Origin of the sequence: Paenibacillus glycanilyticus, from assembly GCF_051200795.1 — a bacterium.
In the GTDB taxonomy this organism is placed as follows: domain Bacteria; phylum Bacillota; class Bacilli; order Paenibacillales; family Paenibacillaceae; genus Pristimantibacillus; species Pristimantibacillus glycanilyticus.
Map to the genome: position 1 here is coordinate 782,665 of NZ_CP195155.1, position 25,438 is coordinate 808,102.

Below are 25,438 nucleotides of genomic sequence, written 5' to 3' on the forward strand. Positions count from 1 at the left end.
CAGCTCATTCTGGCCCTTTTTATTGGAGTGAATCCAACGTAGCTTCATAAACCATCCTATTATCCTGATTTTATTGGAGTAGATCCAACGTATGGCGAAAAGAGAAGGAGAAAGGCAGCCCAACGTCATTAGAAATGGACGATTGGGACTGCCTTTCATCGTATGCCTATCAGGATTGTTATTTTGATTGCGATACCGACTTGAACCAGTCGTTAACTTCCTTCGTGATCTGATCGCCGCCGTTGGATTTCCAGCTGGTGACGAAGGTATCAAACGCGTCGATCGGAAGCTTGTTGTAAATGATCTTGTTGAACGTCTCCAGCTCGGACTGGCGGAGGAGGTTCCATTTGGAGATCATCGTAGGCGTTGCCGCGCCGGTGAAGTAGTTCTGCTTGCGGACGTCGATCTGCGACATAACGACCTTCGCGGCGTACCAGTTCTCCGGCTTGCGGAATTCGAACAGCTGCTTCTCGTACGGTGTTTCCGGTTTATTGCCTTCCGCCAGCTTCACCAGCGTCTTCATGTACAGGTCCGGAATACGGGCAGGGCCGGTGATGAACTGGAAGTCGTTGTTGAAGTCCTTGATCTTTGCTTGATCGCTTGTTGGTTCCCCGTCAACGACATCCCAGTCGTATCCTTTAGCGAAGCCGTATTCATATTCGCTGCCAACGGCCGGGTTCGCAAGATTATCCAGCAAGTAGTTGTAATAAAGGATGATGGCTTCCGGATGCTCGGCGTTTTTGTTGATCATAAAGCTGCTGTTGACGCCGGAGTTTTGCCATTTCGTGCCGATCTTGCCGTCCGGTCCGGCCGGAACCGGATAAGCTTTGTATTTGGCGCCTTTTACGTTCTTCAGAAGGTCGGGAGCCGGCCAGTCCGGAACCCAGTTCGCGCCAGGCAGGACGCCCGCGTTGCCTTTGGTCCAGATTTCGGCTGATTTGCCTTCATCCCAAAGGGCAGCGTCCGGATGAATGTAGCCTTTTTGCATCCATTCCTGCATTTTCGCCAGCGCTTGCTTTGCGCCCGGATTTACGGAGCCGTATTCCAGGTTGCCGCTCGCATCCTTGTTCCATTGCTCCTCAATCGTGCCGTAAGCGCCGAATAGCCAATCCAGGCCGCCCATCCACGTATTCGTATTGTTCTTAAGCGAGACGGCGAGAGGGTAAACATCCTTTGCAGCCAAGCCGTCCGGATTCTCGTTCTTGAACTTATCCAGAATGTTCTCGAGATCCGCGATCGTTTTCGGAGCCTGCAGATTCAGCTTCTCCATCCAATCCTCGCGCAGCCAGAGCACGGTATCGTCGTTATCGGTATATTCCATAATAGGCAGGTTCCACTTCTTGCCGTCCTTCGTGAACGGGTACCACAGCTCAGGATGCTTGGCTGCATGGTCCTTCCAGGTTTGATTGGCGTACTTGTCGAACAGCTCGTCGATTGGCATAAATTCGCCGGAATCGATCAGCTGGTTGGTCAGGACCGGATCGGTCGGCACCATAAGGAAGTCGGGCAGCTTCTCGCCGGAAGTCAGGGCAAGCTGGAGCTGCTGCTTGTATTGGTCGCTGCCTGCCGGGAACCAGGTATCCTTGCTCAGCTTGATGCCAAGCTTCTCCTCCATAAAGCGGGTGTGAACGTTGTCTTCCTTGGTCTCGCCCTCTCTATACTTCTTCGGCATAAGAATCGTGCTGATCTCGATTGGCGGGTCGTATTTGCCTGCCGCAAAAGCCTTGTCGGCAGCGGATTGCTCCGCGGATGCCGATGCGGAAGGACTTGCGCCGTCGTTAGCGGAAGGACTTGCATTGTTTCCGCCGTTATTATTCGAGCAGCCAGCCAGAACGACGAGCGACATGGCAGCAGGTACGAGCCATTTTTTGTTGAATTTGCTCATTTATCTATCCCCCAACGTTGTTTGGTGTCTTCATGTGTAACTCTATCAAGAGTTTGGGGACGGCATCTATATGGCGATATTAGTTTTCGTAGGACTCTCTTAGGCTGTTGGCGCAAAATCAACGTCCATCCCGGTATTCCTGCGGAGTGACATCGAATTGCCGCTTGAACACTTTGATGAAGTAAGCGGGATCCAGGTAGCCGATGTCGGCGCTGATTTCGTAAATCTTCTTGTCGGTCGCCTTCAGCAGATGGCAGGCGCGTTCCATCCGAACGGAGGCTACGTAGTCGCTGATTCCTTCACCGGTCTCCAGCTTATAAATTTTCGACAGGTGAGTAGGGTGCAGGTTAACGTAATCCGCCAGCGCGCGCAGCGATACGTCGAGATGGAGACGCTTGTCCACGTAATCCCTAATCTTCTGAACGTATTGGGAGCGGGCGTTTTTTGCGTCGTGAGCCGTTCCTTCGCGCAGCTTCGCCAGAGCGTTAAGCGACCACTTCCGCAGCTTGCCAATCGAAGCGAAGGCTTCTCCGCTTTGCAGCAGCTCCATATCCGGTCCGATCAAATCTGCCAAGGTGTGTCCGCTGCGGTGGGCAAGGTGCATGAAGGCGGAGCTGATCGTATAGCCCATCTCGAGGCAGTGTTCCCATGACTCGGAGCCTTTGTCCTCCAGCTCGTCGAACGCTGCGGCCAGCTTGTCCTCCGCAGCATCCCAGCGGCCGGCCTCCGCAAGGTTGAGGAGCCCGGGATGACCGTGAATGACATCCAGCGCGCCGAAAGCGGCCGTTTTCTTCGTACCGTCCACCTTCATGACGAATTCCTGTTCATCCCCAACGATTTGCCGGAAGTAGGAGACAGCTTGCCGGTATTGCTCCGGCAGCTCTTCCGGGAAGAGGAACGCATCCGTCACCACGATGGAGACAGCGCCCTTCAGGAACTGCTTCACCTTGGCCTGTATCTGCATGGCGAGCTTCTCGAGCAGGATGTCGGGCCGGTCTACCGCCGGATGCTCCTTGGCCTGCAGCAGAAAGGCCAGGTATCCGTGCTCCTCCCTGACGCTCCACACGCCCATGAATTCCTGGAGAATCTCTTCCGCGATATTCATAATGGCGTATTCCACAAGATGCTGCCCGTTGCCTCGGTATTGGCCGAATTCGTCCTCCAGACGCACGAGCGCCAGCGCGCAGGAACCGCTCCGGAAGGGCAAGCCGTACATGTCCAGCTTCCGGATCCATTCCTCTTCCGCTATGCGTTCCCCCCGGAAGGCGCCTAGAAGCAGCTGCCCTCTAAGAAGCGGAAGGTTCTCACGCAGGGCGAATTGCGTTCGCTCCTGGGAGCTGATGTTTTCCCATTCCGCCTTCAGCTGATCGATCGCGGTTTGCGCGGCGCCAAGCAGCTCCTCGTTGGTCGGCGGCTTCAGCAAGTAGTCTACGGCATGGTGCCGAAGCGCCTCCTTGGCGTATTCGAAGTCGGCATGGCCGGACAGGATGATGCACTTGATTCGCTTGTCTTGCTCCCGAATCCGTTCGATAAGCTCGATTCCGGTCATCTCCGGCATAAGCACGTCCGAGATGACGATATCGATCGGATTCGTGCCGATGATTTGCAGCGCTTCGCGGGCGGAATAGGCGCGGTGGACCTGCTCGATCCCAAGCGTATGCCAAGGCTTGTGCATGGACAGGTTCTCAACCCAGTGGGCTTCGTCGTCTACGATTAACAATTGCATGGAAGAGCCTCCTTGTATGTGTGCTGCGAATTGGGATTATGAAGCTTCCTTCGGAATCTCCCATACGATCTCGGTCCGGAAGCCGCCAAGCTCGGATGAGGAGAAGGACAGGGAGGAGCGGGGGCCAAAGCAATGGATAATCCGCTGATTGGTGTTCCAAAGCCCGTACCCCATATCGTCCTGCATGGGACCTCTCATTTTTTGATTCATGAGCTCCAGCTTCTCCTCATCCAGGCCGGGTCCGTCGTCATCGACGAAGATTCGCCAGAAGCCGCCGTCGATCCGTCCGGCAATGCGGATCTCCCCCGAGGAATAGGATTTGCTTACCCCGTGAATAACGGCGTTCTCCACCAAGGGCTGCAGCATCAGTCTCGGTACCTGTTGTCCCCGCATTTCTTCCGGAATGTCGATGGAATAATGAATCCGGCCGTTTCGCATTTTTTGAATATCCAAGTAGTTGACGATTAGCTGAATTTCGTCCTGAAGGCTGGATACCGGCTTCTCCATCCGGGTGATGTAACGATAATACGCGCTAAGGCTGTAGCCCATCTTGACGACGGCCTCTTCGTCCTTCATCTGCGCCATATTGATCATGTACCCTAGACAGTTATATAAAAAGTGAGGATTGATCTGCGCCTGAAGCTGCTTCATCGTTGCTTCCTGCGCGATCAGCCGCTCCTTCAGCACGTTGTCGATTAACGTCTCGATCTGCGCCGACATATCGTTGAACCGATAGAACAGGAAGGTAAATTCGCTGTTCGCCTTGGCATGGATGCGAGCCGAGAAATCGCCGAGCTGGACCTTCTTGAGGCCGCGGATCAGCTTCAGAATCGGACGCTGCACGTCCCGGTAGAGCACGATCGAGAAGAAAGCTCCGATAACGAGCAACAGGGCCATAGCCAGGTAAAACAGATTACGGCTGGACGAGATCGGGCCGAGAATCTGGTCGAGAGGCACGGGATCAACGAGATACCACTCCAGCTGCGGCGACTTCACCAGGCTGACGAGATAGCTTTGCCCGTTCAGCTTGATCGTCTTCTGCATCGTATCCTCCAGCTTCTGGCCGTCCAGGTAATGCTTCAGCTCCTCTGCAAGCTCCGGGGAGGCGCTTCGGTTCAGAATCGGCTTCTGGCCCGGGGCGTAGAAGAGGGGATCGCCTTGCCCGCCTTCCTTGTACGTATCCAGCATATTCTGTATGTTCGAGGCGCCAAAGCTGGCTCCCACGACCAGATTGCTGCCCGTAAGCTTCTGCTGGCCAAGCGAGTCGGCGTAATACCAGCGGAACGCCATTCCTTCGGTACCCGTCGCTCCTTCGCTATAGGTCCAATTCTTCGAAATATTGCGCTTTAAATATTCCTCGTCGTACGCAACGCTTGTGCTGGAATTTGAGAGCGCTTCCTTATGCAGCTGCGAATATACCGTGAATTCGACCGGCCAGATGTTGACGACGCCGGACTGAAGCGCCATTTTTTCCAGCACCATATATCTCGTCTGCATCCAATCATAGTTATCGTCCCAGATGTTAAGCCCGTTGTACTTCTGTACGTTGGGATCCTTCGAGAAGGTGAACACGAAATCCATCGTCTGGTTGATCCGGGATTCAATCTGGCTGGACAGGAAGCTGAGCTGCTTAATGTTCGAGTTGCGGATCTCCTTGCCGATGACGCCGGTGGCGACATTATTGGAATAAGCGAATAAAATGCCGATCGGTATAAACAGCAGAATAATAAGCCCCAAGTACTTGACGAACAGGCTGATCTGCAATGGCTGTCTCGTTTTCTTCATCGTTTCCGTTCCCCCCGGAGATATGCCTAACAAAACCCTATCGATCCTAACAATGTCCTATAGTGGGACGATGCGCTTGATTGCTACGATAGCTAAGCAAGGATTTGCTCCATTATACCAGTTAACGATTTTTAGAAAATAGATAGGAGAGAGTGCCATGGAAAATACAACAAACAGTCTCGAATTATCGACACCGCCGAAAGCCGGCAAAAGACGACGCTACAAGCAGCCATGGATTCTCCACTTTATGGTGCTGCCGGCCGTTCTGCTGTCGTTTGTCTTCTCCTACATCCCGATGTCGGGTGTCGTGATGGCCTTTCAGGATTATAAGGCCCGGCTTGGCTTCCTCCATTCGCCATGGGTGGGATTCAAGCATTTCCATTACATGTTCTCCAACGATTACTTTGTGAAAATCATCGGGAATACGCTGCTGTTCGCCAGTTCCAAAATCGTCCTGAACCTCATCATCCCGTTCGCCTTCGCGCTTCTGCTCAACGAAGTCCGCAACATGGGACTAAAGCGTTCCGTTCAGACGCTGGTGTACCTGCCTCACTTTCTGTCCTGGGTTACGTTGTCGGGCATACTGATCGATGTGCTGGGACAGACCGGTATCGTCAATCAGTTCCTGACAAGCGTTTTTGGCATTCAGCCGATCTTCTTTCTCGGGGACGGCAGCTGGTTCCGGATAACGATCGTCGTAAGCGACGTCTGGAAGGAATTCGGCTTCAACACCATCGTCTTCCTGGCTGCGCTCTCGGGCATTAATCCGGCCCTTTACGAAGCGGCGGAGGTGGACGGGGCGACCCGCTGGAAGCAGACGATGCACATTACGCTTCCGTCACTGCTTCCAATGCTGATCGTAGTCGCAACGCTGGCTATGGGCAACGTGCTGAACGCCAACTTTGACCAGGTGTTCAACCTGTACAGTCCGATGATCTATCAGCAGGGCGACATCATCGACACGTTTGTTTACCGTGAAGGCCTGTTAAGCGGCCAGTTCAGCTTCGCCACGGCGGTTGGTCTGTTCAAGTCGGTCATCAGTCTGGTTCTGATCGTGATCTCGTACCGGATTGCCTACAAATTCGCCGGTTACCGGATTTTCTAGGAAAGGGGAGGGGAACCCATGTATCACAAAACGATACCCTACCGCGTATTCAGCGCTTTTAATAACGTCATTCTGCTCGTCATCGGGATCCTGTGCCTGCTGCCCATGTTCCATTTGCTCATGGTGTCCTTAAGCTCCAGCGCGGCCGCGAACGGAGGCTTGGTCACGTTCTGGCCGAAAGGCTTCACCTTCGAGGCGTATGCCAAGACGTTCGACAATAAGAACTTTCTTACCGCGCTGTGGGTAGCCATCGAGCGGACCTTGCTTGGCACGGCGCTTGGCCTGTTCGTAAACGCGATCGCGGCTTATGCACTGTCAAAGGACACCAGGGTATTCCGCGCGAGAAACATGTACCTGTGGTACTTCGTCATTACGATGCTGTTCAGCGGCGGCCTCATTCCAAGCTACATTCTTATCCTGAAGCTGCATCTGATCAATAACCTCATGGCGCTTATCCTGCCGGGTCTTGTGGCGGCTTACAATATGATTCTGCTCTTGAACTTCTTCCGCACGGTGCCCAAGGAGCTGGAGGAAGCGGCGTTTATGGACGGCTCGGGCCATCTTCGGAGCTTCTTCTCCATCTATCTGCCGATCTCGCTGCCTTCGCTAGCGACGGTAGGCCTGTTCACCATGGTTGGTCACTGGAACGCATATTTCGACGGCTTAATCTATATGAAGGACGCGGCCAAGCTTCCGCTCGCAAGCTTTATGCAGACGCTTATCGTGCAGTCGGACATGACGTCATTCGACGCAGCGGCTATCGCGAACATGTCGCAGCGGACGCTCCGCGCTTCGCAGATCTTCATCGGCGCTTTGCCGATTCTGATTGTATATCCGTTCCTCCAGCGCTTCTTCGTAAAAGGCGTCGTCATCGGCGCCGTGAAGGAATAGACCGGAACTTCATACCGCAACAAAGTCATCCTCTAAACGCGGCCGCTCTCCTCGAGTGAGTGGTCCGATTAGAGGTTTTTTGTCAACAAACGCAACATTTATGAAAGGAGCACCAAATACGGATCGTGTTTGCGTTTCTTCCTATAATTAAGGATTGACTTTGATAATGAGAATTGTTATCATCACTTTAGTCAATTAACGAGATTACAGCGTAACAGCTTATAGGGGGACGTATTTGTGTTCGGTAAAGGGAAGAAGCTAGTTATTGTACTTCTGAGTGTAATGTCTCTTTCGCTTGTCCTTGCGGCATGCGGAGGGAATAAAGAAAATAACGGTAATGCGAATAACGCGGCAACGGAAAGCGCATCGCCGACACCTGCGGCGACGGAGACGGCAGCGGCACCAACGGAGCAGAAGCTGACGGACGGCATGGGCCACGAGGTTACGATTCCGGCTAATCCGCAGCGAATTATTGCTTCCTATCTGGAAGATTACCTGGTCGCTCTTGGCGTGAAGCCGGTTGCGCAATGGAGCGTAGCAAACGGTATTCAAGAGTACCTGCAAGGCGATTTAAAGGATATTCCGACAATTGCTTATGATCTTCCATTCGAAGCCGTAACAAGCTTTACTCCGGATTTACTGATCCTTGGCTCGAACAGCACGGTTGACGGCGGCAAATACGATCAATACGCGAAGATTGCCCCAACCTTTGTTCTGGGCGACGAAGTGAATAACGATTGGCGCAAAGCGCTTCTGAAAATCGGTGAAGTGCTGCAGAAGAAAGATCAAGCTCAAAAGGTGCTTGACGATTACAATGCGAAAGCGTCAGATGCGAAAACAAAGCTTCAGGCAGCTATTCCTGACCAATCGGTTGCGGCAATCTGGCTTGTAGGAAACAAATTCTATGTGGTTAGCGATAAACTTTCGAGCGGCACGGTTCTTTATAACGACCTTGGCCTGAAAGTTCCGAATGTCGTGAAAGAAATTTCCGCTTCCGGAACGGGCAGCTGGAATGAAATTTCCCTTGAGAAGCTTGCCGATCTGGACGCTGACCATCTGATTCTGGTCAACAGTGACAAAGAAACCGGCTCTGAAGCGTTGAAAGATCCGATCTGGCAATCTATTCCGGCTGTTAAGAACGGTCATGTGTATGAATATGACAGGACGTCCAGCTGGTTGTACTACGGACCGGTAGCAAGCTCCCAAATGATCGACAATGTCTTGAAAGATCTCGTGAAATAATGAAATACGGAGTAGTAGGGATTAGAGGGAGCTGCTGCTCCCTTTTTTGCCGTTCTGAACGGCGTTTCGCCTTGCGTTAGTAAAGAGAGTATAATTTGCTCTATACAGTACTTATATTAATTCAGTTGGAGCGGAGATAAGACGATATGGCTGAGAACTCTAGGCTACATAACTCTCAATTGGAATCCGAACCCGCGTTGGCGGACCCGGAGGTTGAACGGCTGTATTCCAGGCCGATTACTGCGATTCTCATCATTCTCGGCGGTCTTGTTGCGCTGATTCTGGCGCTGGTTCTGTCGGTTTCCTTTGGCGCGATGGACATCAAATTTTTGATGGTATGGGATGCCATTTTTCATTTTAATCCGGATTTGAAGGAGCATCAGGTTATTCACGAGCTGCGCTTGCCGCGGGTACTAGGCTGTATGCTGGTAGGCAGCGCTTTTGCGGTTGCGGGCGCGATTATGCAAGGAATGACGCGTAACCCGCTTGCCGATTCCGGTCTGCTTGGCCTGAACTCCGGCGCCGGCTTTGCGCTTGCTTTATGCTTTGCTTTTGCTCCGGGTCTTTCTTATTCCTACATTATGTTGTTCTCTTTCCTTGGCGCGGCAGTCAGCACTATTGTTGTCGTTGTTCTTGGGGCATCCGTACGCGGAGGGCTGACGCCAATGCGGATGGTACTTGCGGGCGTAACGCTGTCCGCCTTGTTAACCGCATTAAGCGAAGGGATTGCGCTGTACTTCCACATTGGCCAGGAGCTTGCCTTCTGGTATGCCGGAGGGGTTGCAGGTATCCGCTGGGAGCAGTTGAAAATTATGTCTCCGTGGGTGGGCGTTTCGCTTATCGCTGCGATGGTGCTGTCCCGTTCCATCACGATGCTGAGTCTAGGCGAGGAAGTGTCCAAGGGTCTTGGCCTGCGGACGGGACCCGTTAAGCTGGCAGGCGTTATCATCGTCATTATGCTGGCGGGTTCGGCGGTATCGGTGGCAGGGGCGGTATCTTTTATCGGCCTTCTTGTTCCGCATGTGGCCCGCAAGCTGGTAGGCGTGGATTACAAATGGATTATTCCAACCTCGGCCGTGCTTGGCGCTTTGCTTGTTGTGCTTGCGGATTTGGCTGCCAGAACGGTCCATCCTCCATATGAGACACCTATTGGTACAATGATTGCGCTGATTGGCGTTCCATTCTTCCTGTACCTTGCCAACAAGGAAAGGAGGGAGCTGTAAGCGATGAAAGGGACGATGATTTCCTTAGCCGAAGTACGCAGAAAGCGGCGTAATACTCTTGTTATTTCCGTCATGTTAATCGGTATTCTTGCAGCATTTCTAATAAGCATGAACACCGGGGTTATCCGAATGTCGCCTCTTGACGTGGTCAAAACGCTCTTTGGCTTCGGAACCGCCCAGCAGCATCTGGTGCTGTTTGATTTCCGGCTGCCTCGTATTATCATTTCCATTCTGATCGGCATGGGGCTGGCCGTATCCGGCGCCGTTCTTCAGGCGCTGACCCGAAATGCGCTGGCTGATCCCGGCATTATCGGAATTAACTCCGGCGCGGGCATGGTTATTCTGCTCTATGTCGCGTTTTATTCTTCCCCGACAGCAGCGCCGGCGTATTTGCTGCCGATTCTCGCTTGGCTGGGAGGCGGCGTTGCCGCATTGCTGGTCTTTATTATCTCTTACCGCAAGCATAAGGGACTGTCCTCGAACCGGCTTGTGCTGAACGGCGTAGCGATAAGCTCGGGCTTCTCGGCGGTGACGATTCTGGTCTCCTTGCGGATTAATCCGGAGCAGTATCAATTCGTATCGACATGGCTAGCGGGGAGCATCTGGAGCAAGGACTGGAGCTACGTAACGGCATTGCTGCCATTTATCGTAGTATTGCTGCCTTTCGTTTATTTCAAGTCTCAAACGATTAATGTCCTTAACCTAGGCGCGCCGCTCGCGACGGGTCTGGGGGCAGCCGTTGCCAAGCAGCAGATCTGGCTTCTGGCCGCTGCCGTTGGCCTGGCAAGCTCGTGCGTAGCGGTCAGCGGCAGTATCGGCTTTGTTGGGCTGATCGCGCCGCATTTGGCCCGAAGGCTGGTCGGGCAGCGCTATCAGATCCTGCTTCCCGCCACGGCGCTTGCCGGAGGACTGCTTGTCCTTGTAGCCGATACGCTCGGCAGATGGATTCTGCAGCCGTCGGAGATCCCGACAGGTATCGTTGTTGCGGTTATTGGAGCTCCATATTTCCTCTACTTGATGTTCCGGACAAAAGGATAAGCGTGCCCGATGATGGAGGCTGTATTCCCGTGCGTATAGGCAAAGAGGCAGTTACCAAAAGCCATATCATTGGCTTAGGCAACTGCCTCTTTTTCGTTTTAACTAACGAAACGTCATAGTCTTATTTTGCCGATTTCGTCCTCTTATGAAATCTAACGAAACCTGGTATCGTTATTTGCCTGTTTAAGCTGCCTTGCGAGGCATTTTCGTGAAAATAGCGTGTCTACGTTTCGTTAGAAACTCGTAATGCTGGATTTTGGCCAAATAAGGATTCTACGTTTCGTTAGAAGGACGATGGATGCGGGGGAGGCGTTGTTCTGCCCGTAATCTCGTCGTAGAAGTGGGCTTGAGCAACTTGGAAGTAAGGGTAAAGCCATAGCAGGCCAATACCACAGGTTAATATAGAGAGAATACCCCATCCGATGAATGTGAGCTGCAGAACAAACAAATCAATTTTACGGCCATTCATTAATTCCTTGCTGCGGCGAATTGCTTCCAGCGCGCTGATATCCGGATTATCCTGCAGAATATAAAAAGCTTGCGAATAGCGATAAATGGCGATTATGCCTGGGACGATGAGTAAAAGCATCCACAAAAGCGTGAAGATTATCATGAGAATATAAACCTGGAACGCTTTAAGAAATTGTGAAAAGCCGCTGAAAATTTCAGTGACTGGAGGCTTCTTATTTCTAGCGATGCCAATACAGAAAATGACCATTCCAAGCGTAAGCGCTCCGGAAACTAAAAAATTCACAATTGGACCGATAAAAGGGATTTTGTCCAATAGGTTAAGAATAACGCTCAACGCGGCATAGATAGCTGCAGCCCCAACAGCTTTGCCCCAGTTGCCTTGCAGACTCTCTCTTGCTCTTGCTCGAAGTTCTGAGTACGTTGCGTTCATTGCGAAAAAACACTCTCCTATTTGTCTCTGTCTTTTGAGCGGTTCCGTAAATAAAGGCCGGCAGTCCCTCAAGGATTGCCGGCCTTAACGATTACTTCACATTGTCGTCGATTGCTTTAACGAAATGCTCGTTGCCATCAGAAGTGCGCTTAGCTTCGTGGCTTCTTGTTGCTTCTTCGACTTGACCAAACGCCCAGTTGCTCTTCGCAACATCCGGGAAGGATGGTTCCACGTCAGTCAGCGGGCCTCTGTACAGAAGGCGGTTGATCAGCGTTACGGCTTCAAGACGTACGATGTCTTTGCCCGGTTGGAACGTACCGTTCGGATAACCCGTTGTCAGGCCGTTGCGGAACAATGCCTCGATTGCCGAGGAGGACCAGCGTCCGTCGCTGTCTCCGAATTGCGGAGTGATTGGCATAGACGTCTCCAGCTTCAGGTAACGTACCATAACCATAGCCAATTCTTCGCGGGTTACAGGCTGGTTCGGACGGAAGGTGCCGTCCGCAAAGCCTTTAAAGATACCGCTGTCCGTTACGATCCGGATATAGCCGCTAGCCCATTGGGTAGAAGGCACATCCTTGAATTCGGCTTTCAGCGTTGTCGAGCCGCCGTTCAGGAGGCGTGCGATTATGGCCGCAAGCTCCGCGCGGGTCAGCTTCTGGCTTGGTTTGAATTTGCCGTCAGGGAAGCCGAGGATGTAGCGTTGATGCTTCACAATCTCGTCTCCGGTCTTGAACAGCAATACTTTCACGGATGCCTTTGCCGCTTCAGGATTGAGAAGCTCTTGGCTCGCTTTGCCTTCCGCGGAGATCGTAACAAGAAGTTCTGTTTCCTTAATGGAAGGATACTTCACTTCAACATTGCGTACGCCTTTATCTCCGATGTTCAAGTCTCCCACATTCCAAGTCACTTTATTGCCTTCTACCTTGCCGCCGTCGGCATTGGTTACCGTTGTGCCCTCAGGAAGGGTCAACGTCACGGTTGCGCCGGTAGCTTGCTTCGTACCGTTGTTCAGGTACTCCACTTTAATCTTGCCTGCAGTTCCTTCTTCCTGTCTGTCCTTGTCTACGGATACGTTAACAACGACGTTTGGCTTGCCGACAGGAGCAACAGACGCTTTGGACATCTGAATGTCATGGCGGACAATCGCAAACTCGACAGGGATCGTTGGGCTCGTATAAGCGATATAGCCTGGAGCCGTTGCAACGATGTAGTAATCGGTTGTCGGATAAACCATGTACGCGTATTTACCGCCGTCTTTGCTTGTCTGCGGGTTCGCGTTGTCGCTTGGAGCAAAGCCTGCGATTGCAGGCAGCTTAACTTCCGTGCCAGGCGTATTGCCGTTTGTAATATTGCGCGGCGTGTTTGCGTAATACAGCTTTACGGTTGCTCCGTCAATCGCAGCATGGGTGTTGATGTCGGTAATGTCGCCATACGGGTCAATGAGCTCGTTAAGAATGTTCATTTCGCCATCGGCTGCCAGCTTGATTGTCGGAAGCGTGCCGTTGTTGTCTAATGCGTTAATGATGATGTCTTTGAAGCCGCCGTGTTCCGCATCCGGAACCTTGAAGATGATTGCAATCTGATACTCCGTATTCCGTTCAAGGCCAGGAATATTAAATACGCCGCCGTTCAAAGGTGCCGTGTATTCTTTATGATCCGGTGCCGGACCAATCAGCTTCACGGTTACCTGGTTCATGAAATCCTGTTGAAGCACGTCATTTTGACCGGTTGGAAGCTTTTGCGTAAGGAGGCCGGTAATGGTCTTCGTAGATTCAAAAACCTCGCCGGGATTACCGCTTACCGCGCCAACTTCAACGGTTTGCTTGAAGGAAACCTCTTTGGTCTGGCCGCCTATTTGAACGGTCTTGATGACTTCGATATCGTAGCTTTCGTCACCGCGCGGAACGGCGATGCTATACTTGCCATCAGCGTCGGTAATGGCTTCGGCCGCGAAATCGATAATGCCGTCGCCGTCAAAGTCTTTCGTGATTTTAACGACTGCGCCTGCAACAATCGTACGCGTTCCGTTATCCGTTGTTGCTACAACGCCCGTTACGGAAGCAGGCTCGAAGGTAATGATAATCTGCTCTTGCGCGTAAATGCTGCGTTCTACGTCATTGGCCGTAGCCGTTACCGGAACGCTTTGCGATAAAATACCTTCGATCTTGGACGATTGGTAATCTATCGTGGCTTTGCCCGCTGCATCCGTCACCGCGGTTGGGGAACCGCCAAGGAAGGTTCCGAGCGATGCGGAGAAGGTGATGCTGACATCCTTGAGCGGTTTGCCGTCAATGTCAGTCAGAATAGCCGTCAGTTTCGAAACCGTATGGCCGTCACCTACGATGGAGCTAGGGTTAGCGCTAAGCTTCAAGATGTATTTCACAAGCTCGAAGTTTTGATGAATTGTTGTTTCAGCCGCCAAGCCCGGCAAGGCATTAATCACTTGATTGCGTGTTGCGTAGCCTTGCTTCTCTACGACAATCAGGTAATGCTCGGTACGGACATTCGGGAATTTGTAGTAACCGGAAGCATCCGTAGTTATATTAGCCACTTTATTGGTTCCTGTCGGATCATACAGGGTTACCTTTGCTCCTTCAATCGGAGCTTGGGTGTTGCGATCTTTAACCGTTCCGTCAACGGAAACGGTGCGGATCACGGTAAAATCATTGTTTAGAAGCCTGGAAGCTGCTTCAGCCGGTAAAACCTCGTTACCCTTCGAAGAGGTGAAGGTTACCGAATGAGCCCCGCTCGTTACTTCGGAAGGAAGACGGTATTGCACGTTTTCCCATTTCTTGAATCCGTCTGTCTGGTAAGTATCGCCGTTAGCCAATGTCAGCGTAACCGAATCGTTGTCCGTTCCGTTATCCGGACCGTCGAAATCAAAGGTTGCCGTAACTGCCGTTGCGGTTACTTCCGTAATAGCCGAGATTTTGAGCGGTTTGTTAGGCGCTACGGTCCATTCGGATGTATCCGTAACAGAACGGTCGCCAACCCAGCCGTCAAGCAGACGAACGGTTAAAGCGATGGTAGCCGTATTGGAGTCAAATTGTCCGTCATTGGCTTTAAAAGTGAAGCTGTCCGTGCTGCCGTAACCTGCGGCTGGCGTATACGTGTAAGTACCGTCGTTGTTGATAACAACCGTACCATGCGCTGGCGGAGTTACAACCGTGAAGGTAAGAGTATCGCCGTCTACATCGCTCGCCTTAAAGCTGCCCGTTACGCTGGAGCCGGATTCAACAGCTTTGGAATCATCCGATGCCGTTGGTGCGTCATTCACGGCAGTAACCGTAATCTCTACAGTCGCCGGCGCGGAATCGGCCGTTCCGTCGGTTGCTTTAAAGGTGAAGCTGTCCGGTCCATTGTAATTAGGATCCGGCGTATACGTGTAAGTGCCGTTCGGATTCAGAATAACCGTACCGTGCTCAGGCTCCTTTACAAGAACGTAGGTAGGCGTTGTACCGTCTACGTCGTTGCCGGTTACTGTACCGGTTACCGGCTGATCTTCAACCGTTGTGTTGGTTCCTGCATTTGCCGTCGGCGCGTCGTTTACAGGAGTTACGGTAATGCTGACAGTAGCTTCCGCGGATTCCAACTGTCCGTCATTTACCTTAAACGTGAAGCTGTCCGGGCCGTTGTAATCCGGGTCTGGCGTGTAAGTAAAGGTACCGTCCGGCTTCAGATTAACGGTTCCGTGTTCCGGTTCATTCACAAGCGTGTAGGTCAAAGTATCGCCGTCTACGTCGCTTGCTTTTACCTTATCGTTGACCGCCGTGTCCTCTGCCGTGCTGACGGAGCTGTTCTCCGAAGCCGGTGCATCGTTGACCGGAGTAACGGTGATGTCCACTTTAGCAGGAGCAGAGTCATCCGTGCCGTCGTTAGCTTTAAACGTAAAGCTGTCCTCGCCGTTAAAGTTCGGATCTGGCGTATACGTATAAGTGCCGTCCGGCTTCAAATCAACCGTGCCATGCTGCGGCGGGGTTACAATCGCGTAAGTCAGCGGGCTTTCTTCCACGTCGCTTCCCGATACCGATCCGTTAACAGGAGTATCTTCGGCCGTTGTTTTCGTTCCGGCGTTTGCCGTTGGCGCATCGTTGACCGGCGTTACCGTGATGTTCACGGATGCCGTATTCGAGTCTTCCGAGCCGTCATTCGCCTTAAACGTAAAGCTGTCCGGTCCATTGTAATTAGGATCTGGCATATAGGTGAACGTTCCGTCCGGATTCAGAGTCAAATCGCCATGAGCAGGCTGGTTGACTACCGAATAGTGAAGCGTATCGCCGTCGCCGTCTGTTGCATGAACGCTGCTGGTAAGAGGTTTATCTTCCTCAGTCTGCACAGTATCGTTTTGGGCAACAGGAGCTTCATTTACTTCATTAATCGTGATGCTTACGGTAGCAGGCAAGGAATCAAGCTTGCCATCGTTAGCTTTGAAGGTGAAGCTATCCGAGCCAGAGTAATTATGGTTCGGAGTATAGGTGTAAGTACCGTCTGCATTCAGTACGATCGTACCGTTAACAGGCGCCGTATCAAGCACATAAGTCAATGTGCTGCTATCGATATCCTGTCCCGTCACCACTCCGCTTACCTGCTGGTTCTCATCGGTTGTTTTGCTCGAATGGTTTGCGGTAGGTGCATCGTTAACGGCGTTAATCGTCAGAGTAACGGTTGCCACGTTGGAGTCCGCTTTGCCGTCATTCGCCTTAAAGGTAAAGCTGTCGGAACCGTTGTAGTCTTGGTTCGGCGTATACGTGTAAGTACCGTCTGCATTCAGTACGACCGTACCGTTAACCGGCGCTGTGACAAGCGAATAGGTTACAATGTCATTGTTCCCGTCAGTTGCAGTTAATGCACCGTTAACCGGAGTATCTTCATCTGTAGATTTACTATCATCTTGCGCTACAGGAGCAGCGTTGGGAACTGCTGTAACGGTAATAGTGACAGTTGCCGTGTTAGAGCCCAAGTCGCCGTCGTTGGCAGTAAACGTAAAGCTGTCCGTTCCAACGAAACCATTGTTAGGTGTGTAGGTGTATGAACCATCAAGTTGTAAATCAACATGCCCATTAGTCGCATCTTGCTCAGGCCAATAGGATATAAATTCACTATCTACATCTGACCCGGTGACAGAGCCATTAACAGGGGTGCTTTCCAGGGTGCTTATGCTGGAATCATAAGCGACTGGTGCGTCATTTATAGCATTTACCGTAAGATCAACCGTAGCTGTATTAGAGTTCAGGAATCCATCATTTACTCTGTATGTGAAGCTGTCGGGACCGTTGTAATTCGCGTTAGGCGAGTATGTAAAAGAGCCGTCCGAGTTTAAAATCAAGGTACCATTTGATGGTCCTGTTACTTTGGAGAAGGTAATTGCCTCACCGTCGATATCGCTGCCTTTATCGCTCAGGGATTTGTTAAAGCTTGTATCTTCGTCGCCTGAGAAGGATGCATCCGCAGCGGTAGGAGCAGAATTCACTTTATCCGTTGTATCCGTTGCCGTCTTGGCCGGATTGCCGTCGGAGCTGACCGTGTCTGCCGATACGGTTACTATTCCGTATTTTAGAGCAGAGAAGTCAAGCTGTGTGGCATATTTCCCGTCGGACCCAACGGTTGCCGCATAATTTCGTTCCGTGCCCGAGGAATCCTTCACCGTAAGGGTGACAGGCTGTCCAGCGCCCGCATTGGTGGATCCGGAGATATTAACCAGTTTAAGATTATCTTGTCCTGCGGTCAGTTTGCCGTCTCCACCGTCGTCAATAGAAACGTTGATGGTTGGGGAAGCGCTGTTGTCTACCTGCTTCGGATCGCTGAATGTACCTCCAGGAGCGCCGAAGTTAATCGAGAATTGTCGATCGCTCATTGCGCTCGTATTCCCTACGACGAGATCAAGTCCGTTGATTGGAGAAGTATAGTTGACAATAACAGAGGCGGTATCTTCAAATGAAGTTCCGTTCAAAGAAGATCCTCTTCCTTCGAATCTGGTTCTGCCATTCGTCAAGGTGGAAATCGTTAGCTGTGTGTTTTTATTCACAGAATAACTCGCAAAGCCGGACAATTCGACGTATTCTTTGGAAGTTGAACCGCTTCCGTCAATATCGATAACCGTCACAAAGAAGTTTTTAATGGAAACCGGATTACCGGTTGCCTGGTCAATAAAATCTAAGTGGAAGGTCAGATATCCATAGTTTTGACTTGTTGTCACCCATGGATTAAAACGATTATTGAGGCCGCTGACATTATTATCAAGTACATTATTGCTCAAAGAGGCGTTGCTAACACCCTTGATTGTCAGTTTAGCGTCAATAGTGTTGCCGTCTTTTGTAAATACGTTGGTGTATTTGTAGACAGCATCTTGCTTTCCATCATTGCCGGAAAGCTTGGTGTAATTGGTGAAATCCATCGCATTACTCTTAATGTCAACCACATTTACCGCTGCTTTGGTGGCAGTTGGATGCGTGACTGCGAGCATGACGCCGAATACAAGAAGCAATAGGGCAATTCTTGTAAAGGCCGATGATCGAGCCAACATAGACTCACTTCCTTCCTATTCTTATAGTCTTTCTGAATGTGTCAAATTTTAGGAATAAAGTCCCTGATAGGTTCGACACCCGACTAGTTCTAAATAACTATAAATGACAGCAGGCGACAGCGTCAACTTGAAATTTTCTAGTAATATCCATTTTTTCGACACGAGATTACATTCCTTAATCTGGAATATTGCTATTAAAGGAGAGATAAGCGAGAATAACTTATTTTAGGCGGAAATTATTAACTGCTGAAGCTTTAAATAATAGAAAAACAGCTAAGTACGTCAAAGAATAATAGAATAAAAAATAGTATTTTTTTGATTTACATATCTAGTAAACGAGGGGATCCGGGAACTTTTTTTCTAGAATCCAAGAAGGCAAGGATAAAAGAGAGTAACAAATTTCACGAATTCTTAATGGGGTGTATTTACAATTTAAGGAATGATGTTTATTATATAAATAAACGTTCATATATTTAATTCGAAAGGAGATCTCTCGAGCATGGCAAGGACTGTCAATGAGCAAGCCAGACAAGAGAAAAGGGAGCTTATCTTACAGGCAGCCGTTACTGCTTTTCCCGAGAATGGCTTCTCCAGTACTACATTTGCACTGCTGGCCAAGAGCTTGGGGATAAGCGCGGCAACGATTCTGCTTTACTTCGAAAGCAAGGAGGAGCTGTTCCGATGCGCCGTGCTGGAGCCGCTCGAGCGGTTCCGCCAGCCATTTCTTGCGTTCATGCAAGGGGAGGGAACGCCTCTGGACAGGATCAAGTCCATGATTGACGTGCATATCCGGATTGCGGCCAGCAATTCGTCCTTTCTGCGGCTGGTGCAATACGTGCTGGGGCAGCACCAACGGTTCCCGGAGGAAGCGGAAGCGATGTACCGGTTCGCCAATGATTATACGGTTGGGCTTACCACGGTTATAGCGGAAGGCCAAGCGGCCGGCCAGCTACAGTCCTACGATGCGCATGAAGTCGCGTGGGGGTACTTTTGTTTTATTCAAGGCGTGGGACTGGTGAATACCGATGATCCTTCTTCACCCGTATGGGATGGGATGCGCCGGGTTGGATTGCAGCTGTTTGCACCTGTAACAAACCAATAATCTTGGAAACAAGAGGTGGATTGCCGATGGAGCTAATCGAGATTGACCAGGTCAACAAGGTGTATAAGAAGGGGAAAAAGCAAGCAAACATCGATATCAGCTTTTCCATCCGGGAAGGCGAGATTCTCGGACTGCTTGGGCCTAACGGAGCGGGCAAAAGCACGTTAATCAAGCAGATCGTTGGACTGCTGGCTCCAACCTCCGGCGAAGTCCGGTACGCAGGCGTTAACGTACTCAAGCAGGCGAAGAAGGTGGCCTCGCAGTTCGGTTATTACGCGCAGGAGCCGCATGCCCTTGGCGCGCTGACGGCCAGAGAGGCGTTGCTCTTCACCGGGATCCTTCGAGGCATGGCCAAGAAGGAGGCCGAAAAGCAGACGATGGAGCTGCTGGAGCGGTTCGGCATGGCGGAGTTCGCGGGCCGGCCAATCAAGAAGCTGTCCGGCGGACAGAAGCGGATGGTCGGAATCGGAACAACCATTATTGGCGATTCCCGCGTGCTTGTGCTGGATGAGCCGACTAACGAGCTTGATCCTCTGAACCGGCGGCTGGTATGGGATATTATCGTGGAGCGGAACCGCCAAGGGGCTACCATTCTTCTCGTCACCCATAACGTGCTGGAAGCGGAGAGAGTGGTAGACCGGGTTGCTTTTATCAACTACGGAAGACTTCTGGAGATCGATAGCGTTCCTCACCTGAAACAAAAGGTGGACGGCAGGCTGAAGCTGGAGCTGACGGCAGTGGAAGGCGAAGCGGGGAATCTGATGAAACGGCTGGAGGAGTGGGGAGATATCCAGCAGACTGCCGAGAACCGGCTGCGGCTTCTGATCGATAAGAACCGGGCGGGTACGATGCTGGACTGGATGGTTCATGCGAACGATCTGCCTATTGACGAATACGCCATGCTTCCTCCCAATCTGGAGGATGTCTATCTCTATATTGACAGTCAGAAGGAGAAGGCTGCAGGGTATGCTATCCGTGAGGAAAAGGTGGGGAGCTTCATTGGCTAACGCTCTTGCTTTTGTCAAAGGACGAATGTGGACCGAGCTGTATATCCTATTGCGAATCCAGGTTGCTATCGTGCGGGAGCAATGGATATGGATCTTTATTATGGCGACGATCTTTCCGCTTACGACGCTGTTGTTCATGAAGTTTATGTACGGAATCTCCTCCGGGGAGATCATGGTGAATGTCATCGTCGGCAATATCGTATTCGCCATTATTATGATGGGCTTTAACGCGCTCGGGCAGGAGATCTCCTGGCAGAAGCATGCCGGGTATTTTACCTTCTACTCTTCTCTTCCGATCTCCAAAGCCGTCTTTGTCGTCACTCAGCTGGTGCGAGGATTGATGACGGCAATGCCTTCGGTTATCATCATGGCGTTTATCGGACAGTTTGCTTATGGCATCAGGCTTCATTACGAGTGGGGGCTTATTCCGATCTTTCTTCTGGCCGTATTAAGCATGGTCGGCGTTGGGGCGGGAATCGGGTTCTGGTCTCCGGACCACCAGATGACGAATATGCTTGTGCAGGGGCTGATGATGTTTGTCGGGTTCCTGTCGCCGGTTATGATGGAAGCCAGCCAGCTGCCGCCGGTTCTGCGGTATATCGGGGTTATTTTTCCGACCACCTATTCCGCTTCCGCGCTCCGGGAGATGCTGACGAAAGGCTGGACGCATGAAGTAACCGTAGACATGTTCATTCTGATTGGTTTTATCGTTGTGTCGTTTGCCTTTATTTCGAGAATGATCAACTGGCGTGCAGCCGATTAGCTCCAAGGATAGCATTAACCGCTGGCCTCCAAGGCGGCGGTTTTTTTATTATCCGGCTTTTGGCCTTGGCCTAACGGAATGATACAATAATTTACGGTAATGAAAGAGTGGAGGGTGCTCGATATGACAACGATTGAAATACGGGAAGCGGGACTACGGGATCTTCAGGATCTGGCCGAGCTGTTCGAGGTGCTGATGGAGGTTCCTTCTAATATAGAAGCGATGGGCAGGCAGCTGGCAAAAGTGACGGAGGATCCGCATTATTTTCTCGCGGTGGCTTGCGACGGCGATAAGGTGATTGGAACGGCAATGGGGATCGAATGTTATGATCTCGTCGGGAGCTGCCATCCTTTCCTGGTCGTGGAGAATGTTGTGGTGAATCCCGATTACAGAGGACAAGGCGCCGGAAAAATGCTGATGAAGCGGCTCGAGCAATTCGCAGAGGAGCGGGTGTGCAGCTACATCATTTTTGTGTCCAGCGGTTACCGGGAAAAGGCTCATCAGTTCTACGCGCGCTGGGCTATTCCGGCGATAATCAAGGGTTTAAAAAACAGCTTAGGGTATTGGGATAACGGCAGCGGAAAAGGCAGCTTATCAAGGCTGGGTGCTTCGGCAGCCGGCTTTTTGTTTATCCATTTTTAAATGGAAAAGGTATGGGATTTTACCAAATTCGGCATTCTAGATAAATCACGGATAACAGAACATTCCTATAATGAGAAGATGGCTTAACTATAGTCAGGAGGTGTTGCCGGTTGCCGCTGTACCGCAAGCTGGCGCCAACGGTGCTCAAGGTCGCTGTCTTGGCCATCATCGTCGTATTTATCGTTCGCAACATCCCGCTTAAGCTGGAGGATCTTACTTCCTTCCTGGTACATGCGAACGACCGGTTTTACTTGTCCTTGCTCTTATTCTCGATCTTTCTGATGCTTCAAGCCGGTATTTGGGTGTTAATCGTCAATGCCTCCTTATCCGATACCGGCCGCTTAAGCGGCAGTTCGGGACTCTCGATGTTAGGCGGTCTCCGTATTTTTATTGAAACCCAGTTCGGCAAGTATATTCCCGGAGGCTTCTGGAACGTTGCCGGAAGGATTGTCATGGCGACCAAAGCCGGTGTACCGCTGGATGCCCAAGTCGCAGCTATCGTATACGAGAATATTCTGCTCGTTGCGGCGGCGCTGGTCTACGCCATGATGCTGATTGTCAGCCTGCATATTGTCCCGGTCTGGGTGGGGCTTTTGCTGGTTATCGTGTTTGCTCTTATTTATTTGTTCTACAGCCCGCTGACGGTAACGGTCAAAAGCTTGTTCGTCAAAGCTTCAAAGTGGAAATTCCTTCAGAAGATGATCGGAAAAATGACCAAGTCGTTTGGCAGCGCGCAGATGGCCGGCTCGGAGGTCAGCCTGACGCGGAATCAGTTTTTTGCTTATTTGGCATGCTTTCTGGCCAGCCACTTTGTCATGGGTATCGCTTTTTGGCTATTAACCAACAGCTTTGACAAAGGTAAGGTAGGTTTGTTTTACGCTGCGGGAACGTTTGCGACTTCCTGGCTTCTCGGGCTTGTAAGTCCGCTGCCCGGCGGGCTTGGCGTAAGGGAGGGCTTCCTGGTCTATTTCCTCTCCATGAAGCTTGGGACGGAGACGGCGCTCCAGATTTCGGTTATTGCCCGGCTTTGGAACATTATGGCGGAGGTGCTGTTCTGGGCGGTTATTCGGGTTGTATGCTATCTGACGCGAGGGGAGAAGGTATATGAAACGTAGGAAGATCGTGCTGGTCGCGGGGGTTTTTCCGCCGGGTGTCGGAGGGATGCAGAACTACTATTACAATCTGTCCAAGCATACAAAGCATGAGATGACCGTTATCGCGCCGGAATATCCGGATTGTGCTTCCTTTGACGAAGATCAGCCGTACCGGACCATAAGAGGAGCGTTTATGCGTGGGGAGCGTGCCGATGTGTTCAGTTGGGGACGGCTGTTCCGGCAGGTCAAAAAAACGCTGCGCAGCGAAGAGCCGGATGTCACGGTGTACGGCTATGTGTTAATCGGCTTTATCGGATTGCTATTTCGGGTGTTTGGCCGGCGCAGCTATATCATCTCGGCTCATGGCATGGATATGCTGATGTTCCGTCGTTATTTCGGCCTTAATCAGGTGGTGAAGCTTATTCTGCGCAAGGCGGATGGCGTGATGGTGAACAGCGAGTTTACCCGCCGCCTGGTCGAGGAGTACGGAGTAGAGCCGGACAGAATCGGAATTGTTCATCCCGGCGTTGAAAGCCTGTTCGAGCCAAAGGCGGTTAACGAGAAGTTAAGGCGGGAGCATGGGTTGGTAGGGAAATATGTGCTGTTGTCGGTAGGGCGGCTTGTTACCCGGAAAGGACATGATAAGGTGATCGAAGCGATGCCTGCGATTTTGCGCCATATTCCGGGTGCCGTTTACGTCATTGTAGGAGAAGGGCCGGAGCGGGACAGACTGGAGCAATTGGCCGGAACGGTTGGCGTGTTGAGCAAGGTTCGGTTCGTGGGGGGAGTAAGCGGCACGGAGCGGCTGAACGATTATTATAATCTGGCCAATCAATTCATTATGGTAAGCCGGCAGCTTGAAAAGGGTGACGCTGAAGGATTCGGCATCGTCTATCTGGAAGCAGCTTCCGCCCGCGTGCCGGTTATTGCCGGGCGCTCCGGCGGAGCTTCGGAAGCGGTGCTCGACGGGAAAACGGGTCTTCTTGTGGAGCCGGAGTCCGTTATGGCCATTACGGATGCCGTCGTAAAGCTGGCAAGCGATACGCCGCTGCGCGAAAGACTGGTCCGCGAGGGCTATAAACGCGCCAAGCTGCAATTCCAGCATGATGCGCTTGCGGAGGTTTTTGATCAATATGCGGGACGCATCTGTTCCAGTCCGGTTGCCGCAAGCTACAAGCGGGCAGGGAAAAGAGCGGCCCAGCGGATGTAGTTCTTGCGAAGGGAAAAACGCTGTAAAACTGGCGGTAGACCAGCTTTACAGCGTTTTTTCTTGTGCTTTACTTTTTTAAACGGTGGATCAGCCATACGGAAAAGCTGAGAAGTCCTACCATTCCGCCGGCGAACGAAACGCCGCTCCAGCCCCATTCATGCCAGGCAAAGCTGCCTACGGACGATCCAATCGCACCGCCAAGGAAGGTGGTGACCATTTGTACCGTATTCAGACGACTGCGTGCCGGTGGCTCGAGAGCGTAGATGCGGGTCTGATTGGCAACCTGAGTGCCTTGCACGCCCAGATCGAGCAAAATAACGCCTGCGATAAGCGCCCATAACATGCCGCCGAGCAGCCCGAAGAACAGATACGCGATGATATTAAGCGCGATTAACGCGCCAATCATCCACTTGGTCGGGATGCGATCGGCAAGTCTGCCAACGAAGGGAGCGCCTAATGCTCCGGCCGCTCCGATTAAGCCGAACAGGCCGGCGATCTGGCTGCTGTAATGATAAGGCTCGCCTTCAACGTAGAAGGATAATGCCGTCCAGAAAATACTGAAGGCGGCGAAGTTGGCAGCTCCAATCAATGCGGACTCCCGCAGTGTGGAGTACTTTTTCACGAGCCTTCCCATGGATAGCAGCAGCTCGGTATAACGCAGTTCGGCGGTGGCGCGGGCTACGGGAAGCTTGATGCGGAGCAGAAGCAGCAAAGCTAGCATGGCTGCAGCGGCTACGGCGTACATAAAGCGCCAGCCCCAGGTTCCGCCGATTAAGCCGGACACGGTCCGGGTAAGCAGGATGCCCAGCAGCAGACCGCTTGTTACGGTGCCGACGGCTTTGCCTTGCTCGCCGGGAGCCGCGAGTGTGGCGGCAAGCGGGATGAGGATTTGCGGCACAACGGTTGTCAGGCCAACGGCAAAGCTTGCGATAAACATCCAGGCGAGATTTTGCGCGGTGGCTACGCCAATCAGGGAAAGACAAACCAATGAGAGCAGAACGGTAATAAGTCCCTTGCGTTCCTTGATGTCGCCCAGCGGCACAAACAGGAACATGCCCAAGGCGTAGCCGATCTGGGTGCAGGTGGACACAAAGCCAACTTCATCGGGAGCTACGCCAAAGGATCGGCCGATATCCGCGAGGAGCGGCTGGTTGTAATACAAATTCGCGACGGTCATACCGGCGGTAAAAGCCATCAGAAGCAGCAGTCCCTTGGAAAGAGATGCTTTGTCCGCCGGTGCTGCTGGCGATTGAAGCGTATGAGTGGATGACATAATGACGGTTCCTTTCGAGCATGAA

At 51.8% G+C, this 25,438-nt stretch carries 17 protein-coding genes; 11 read left to right on the top strand and 6 right to left on the bottom strand.

Annotation, left to right across the window (positions count from 1 at the left end; translation table 11 throughout):
- Positions 1-178: 178 nt before the first annotated feature.
- The 3 genes from ACR9FF_RS03660 to ACR9FF_RS03670 form a co-directional block, all read right to left on the bottom strand.
- A complete protein-coding gene (locus ACR9FF_RS03660; protein ID WP_435169087.1) occupies positions 179-1,885 on the bottom strand; it encodes an ABC transporter substrate-binding protein in 1,707 nt (568 codons plus the stop codon).
- A 118-nt stretch (positions 1,886-2,003) separates the two neighbouring features.
- The gene (locus tag ACR9FF_RS03665; protein WP_435169089.1) at positions 2,004-3,611 is read right to left on the bottom strand and encodes a response regulator transcription factor; all 1,608 of its coding nucleotides are present in this window, start codon (positions 3,609-3,611) and stop codon (positions 2,004-2,006) included.
- Positions 3,612-3,647: 36 nt separating this feature from the next.
- Positions 3,648-5,396 carry a histidine kinase gene (locus ACR9FF_RS03670; RefSeq protein ID WP_435169091.1) on the bottom strand — a complete coding sequence of 583 codons (1,749 nt, stop codon included), beginning with the start codon at positions 5,394-5,396 and terminating at the stop codon, positions 3,648-3,650.
- Between the two features lie 157 nt (positions 5,397-5,553).
- Here ACR9FF_RS03670 and ACR9FF_RS03675 point away from each other — a divergent pair, with 157 nt between their 5' ends.
- The 5 genes from ACR9FF_RS03675 (at position 5,554) to ACR9FF_RS03695 (ending at position 10,895) form a co-directional block, all read left to right on the top strand.
- Positions 5,554-6,501: an ABC transporter permease gene (locus ACR9FF_RS03675; protein WP_435169093.1), complete on the top strand. Its 948-nt coding sequence runs from the start codon at positions 5,554-5,556 to the stop codon at positions 6,499-6,501.
- A gap of 18 nt (positions 6,502-6,519) precedes the next feature.
- On the top strand, positions 6,520-7,392 hold the full coding sequence (locus ACR9FF_RS03680) for a carbohydrate ABC transporter permease (protein WP_127496595.1): 873 nt from the start codon (positions 6,520-6,522) through the stop codon (positions 7,390-7,392).
- A 237-nt stretch (positions 7,393-7,629) separates the two neighbouring features.
- The gene (locus ACR9FF_RS03685) at positions 7,630-8,634 is read left to right on the top strand and encodes an iron-hydroxamate ABC transporter substrate-binding protein (RefSeq protein ID WP_435169095.1); all 1,005 of its coding nucleotides are present in this window, start codon (positions 7,630-7,632) and stop codon (positions 8,632-8,634) included.
- 146 nt (positions 8,635-8,780) lie between these two features.
- Positions 8,781-9,857 carry a FecCD family ABC transporter permease gene (locus ACR9FF_RS03690; RefSeq protein ID WP_435169097.1) on the top strand — a complete coding sequence of 359 codons (1,077 nt, stop codon included), beginning with the start codon at positions 8,781-8,783 and terminating at the stop codon, positions 9,855-9,857.
- Between the two features lie 3 nt (positions 9,858-9,860).
- The gene (locus tag ACR9FF_RS03695) at positions 9,861-10,895 is read left to right on the top strand and encodes a FecCD family ABC transporter permease (RefSeq protein ID WP_201006632.1); all 1,035 of its coding nucleotides are present in this window, start codon (positions 9,861-9,863) and stop codon (positions 10,893-10,895) included.
- A 283-nt stretch (positions 10,896-11,178) separates the two neighbouring features.
- On the opposite strand, the gene ACR9FF_RS03700 is transcribed toward ACR9FF_RS03695, so the two are convergent.
- Together ACR9FF_RS03700 and ACR9FF_RS03705 are read right to left on the bottom strand one after the other, a co-directional pair.
- Positions 11,179-11,796: a DUF975 family protein gene (locus tag ACR9FF_RS03700; protein WP_435169099.1), complete on the bottom strand. Its 618-nt coding sequence runs from the start codon at positions 11,794-11,796 to the stop codon at positions 11,179-11,181.
- A 91-nt stretch (positions 11,797-11,887) separates the two neighbouring features.
- Positions 11,888-18,322 (bottom strand): Ig-like domain-containing protein, encoded by a 6,435-nt coding sequence (locus ACR9FF_RS03705; protein ID WP_435169101.1) that lies wholly within the window; start codon positions 18,320-18,322, stop codon positions 11,888-11,890.
- 499 nt (positions 18,323-18,821) lie between these two features.
- On the opposite strand from ACR9FF_RS03705, the gene ACR9FF_RS03710 reads away from it, so the two are divergent.
- The 6 genes from ACR9FF_RS03710 (at position 18,822) to ACR9FF_RS03735 (ending at position 24,140) form a co-directional block, all read left to right on the top strand.
- Entirely contained in the window at positions 18,822-19,424 is a 603-nt protein-coding gene (locus ACR9FF_RS03710) for a TetR/AcrR family transcriptional regulator (RefSeq protein ID WP_435169103.1), read from the top strand.
- A 26-nt stretch (positions 19,425-19,450) separates the two neighbouring features.
- Positions 19,451-20,431 carry an ABC transporter ATP-binding protein gene (locus ACR9FF_RS03715; RefSeq protein WP_435169105.1) on the top strand — a complete coding sequence of 327 codons (981 nt, stop codon included), beginning with the start codon at positions 19,451-19,453 and terminating at the stop codon, positions 20,429-20,431.
- Positions 20,424-21,194 carry an ABC transporter permease gene (locus ACR9FF_RS03720; RefSeq protein ID WP_127496601.1) on the top strand — a complete coding sequence of 257 codons (771 nt, stop codon included), beginning with the start codon at positions 20,424-20,426 and terminating at the stop codon, positions 21,192-21,194. Before ACR9FF_RS03715 ends, ACR9FF_RS03720 begins: the two co-directional genes overlap by 8 nt.
- A 123-nt stretch (positions 21,195-21,317) precedes the next feature.
- Entirely contained in the window at positions 21,318-21,836 is a 519-nt protein-coding gene (locus ACR9FF_RS03725) for a GNAT family N-acetyltransferase (protein ID WP_435169107.1), read from the top strand.
- 110 nt (positions 21,837-21,946) lie between these two features.
- A complete protein-coding gene (locus ACR9FF_RS03730; RefSeq protein ID WP_435169109.1) occupies positions 21,947-22,951 on the top strand; it encodes a lysylphosphatidylglycerol synthase domain-containing protein in 1,005 nt (334 codons plus the stop codon).
- Positions 22,941-24,140, top strand: a complete 1,200-nt coding sequence (locus ACR9FF_RS03735) for a glycosyltransferase family 4 protein (protein WP_435169111.1) — start codon at positions 22,941-22,943, stop codon at positions 24,138-24,140. Before ACR9FF_RS03730 ends, ACR9FF_RS03735 begins: the two co-directional genes overlap by 11 nt.
- 67 nt (positions 24,141-24,207) lie before the next feature.
- Here ACR9FF_RS03735 and ACR9FF_RS03740 read toward each other — a convergent pair whose 3' ends face one another.
- A complete protein-coding gene (locus ACR9FF_RS03740; protein ID WP_127496605.1) occupies positions 24,208-25,413 on the bottom strand; it encodes an MFS transporter in 1,206 nt (401 codons plus the stop codon).
- Positions 25,414-25,438: the final 25 nt, after the last annotated feature.

Bases quoted from the DNA above. Each gene is read 5' to 3' on its own strand.
- ACR9FF_RS03660 (WP_435169087.1), bottom strand. From the start codon at position 1,885: ATGAGCAAATTCAACAAAAAATGGCTCGTACCTGCTGCCATGTCGCTC.
- ACR9FF_RS03665 (WP_435169089.1), bottom strand. From the start codon at position 3,611: ATGCAATTGTTAATCGTAGACGACGAAGCCCACTGGGTTGAGAACCTG.
- ACR9FF_RS03670 (WP_435169091.1), bottom strand. From the start codon at position 5,396: ATGAAGAAAACGAGACAGCCATTGCAGATCAGCCTGTTCGTCAAGTAC.
- ACR9FF_RS03675 (WP_435169093.1), top strand. From the start codon at position 5,554: ATGGAAAATACAACAAACAGTCTCGAATTATCGACACCGCCGAAAGCC.
- ACR9FF_RS03680 (WP_127496595.1), top strand. From the start codon at position 6,520: ATGTATCACAAAACGATACCCTACCGCGTATTCAGCGCTTTTAATAAC.
- ACR9FF_RS03690 (WP_435169097.1), top strand. From the start codon at position 8,781: ATGGCTGAGAACTCTAGGCTACATAACTCTCAATTGGAATCCGAACCC.
- ACR9FF_RS03695 (WP_201006632.1), top strand. From the start codon at position 9,861: ATGAAAGGGACGATGATTTCCTTAGCCGAAGTACGCAGAAAGCGGCGT.
- ACR9FF_RS03700 (WP_435169099.1), bottom strand. From the start codon at position 11,796: ATGAACGCAACGTACTCAGAACTTCGAGCAAGAGCAAGAGAGAGTCTG.
- ACR9FF_RS03705 (WP_435169101.1), bottom strand. From the start codon at position 18,322: ATGTTGGCTCGATCATCGGCCTTTACAAGAATTGCCCTATTGCTTCTT.
- ACR9FF_RS03710 (WP_435169103.1), top strand. From the start codon at position 18,822: ATGGCAAGGACTGTCAATGAGCAAGCCAGACAAGAGAAAAGGGAGCTT.
- ACR9FF_RS03715 (WP_435169105.1), top strand. From the start codon at position 19,451: ATGGAGCTAATCGAGATTGACCAGGTCAACAAGGTGTATAAGAAGGGG.
- ACR9FF_RS03725 (WP_435169107.1), top strand. From the start codon at position 21,318: ATGACAACGATTGAAATACGGGAAGCGGGACTACGGGATCTTCAGGAT.
- ACR9FF_RS03735 (WP_435169111.1), top strand. From the start codon at position 22,941: ATGAAACGTAGGAAGATCGTGCTGGTCGCGGGGGTTTTTCCGCCGGGT.
- ACR9FF_RS03740 (WP_127496605.1), bottom strand. From the start codon at position 25,413: ATGTCATCCACTCATACGCTTCAATCGCCAGCAGCACCGGCGGACAAA.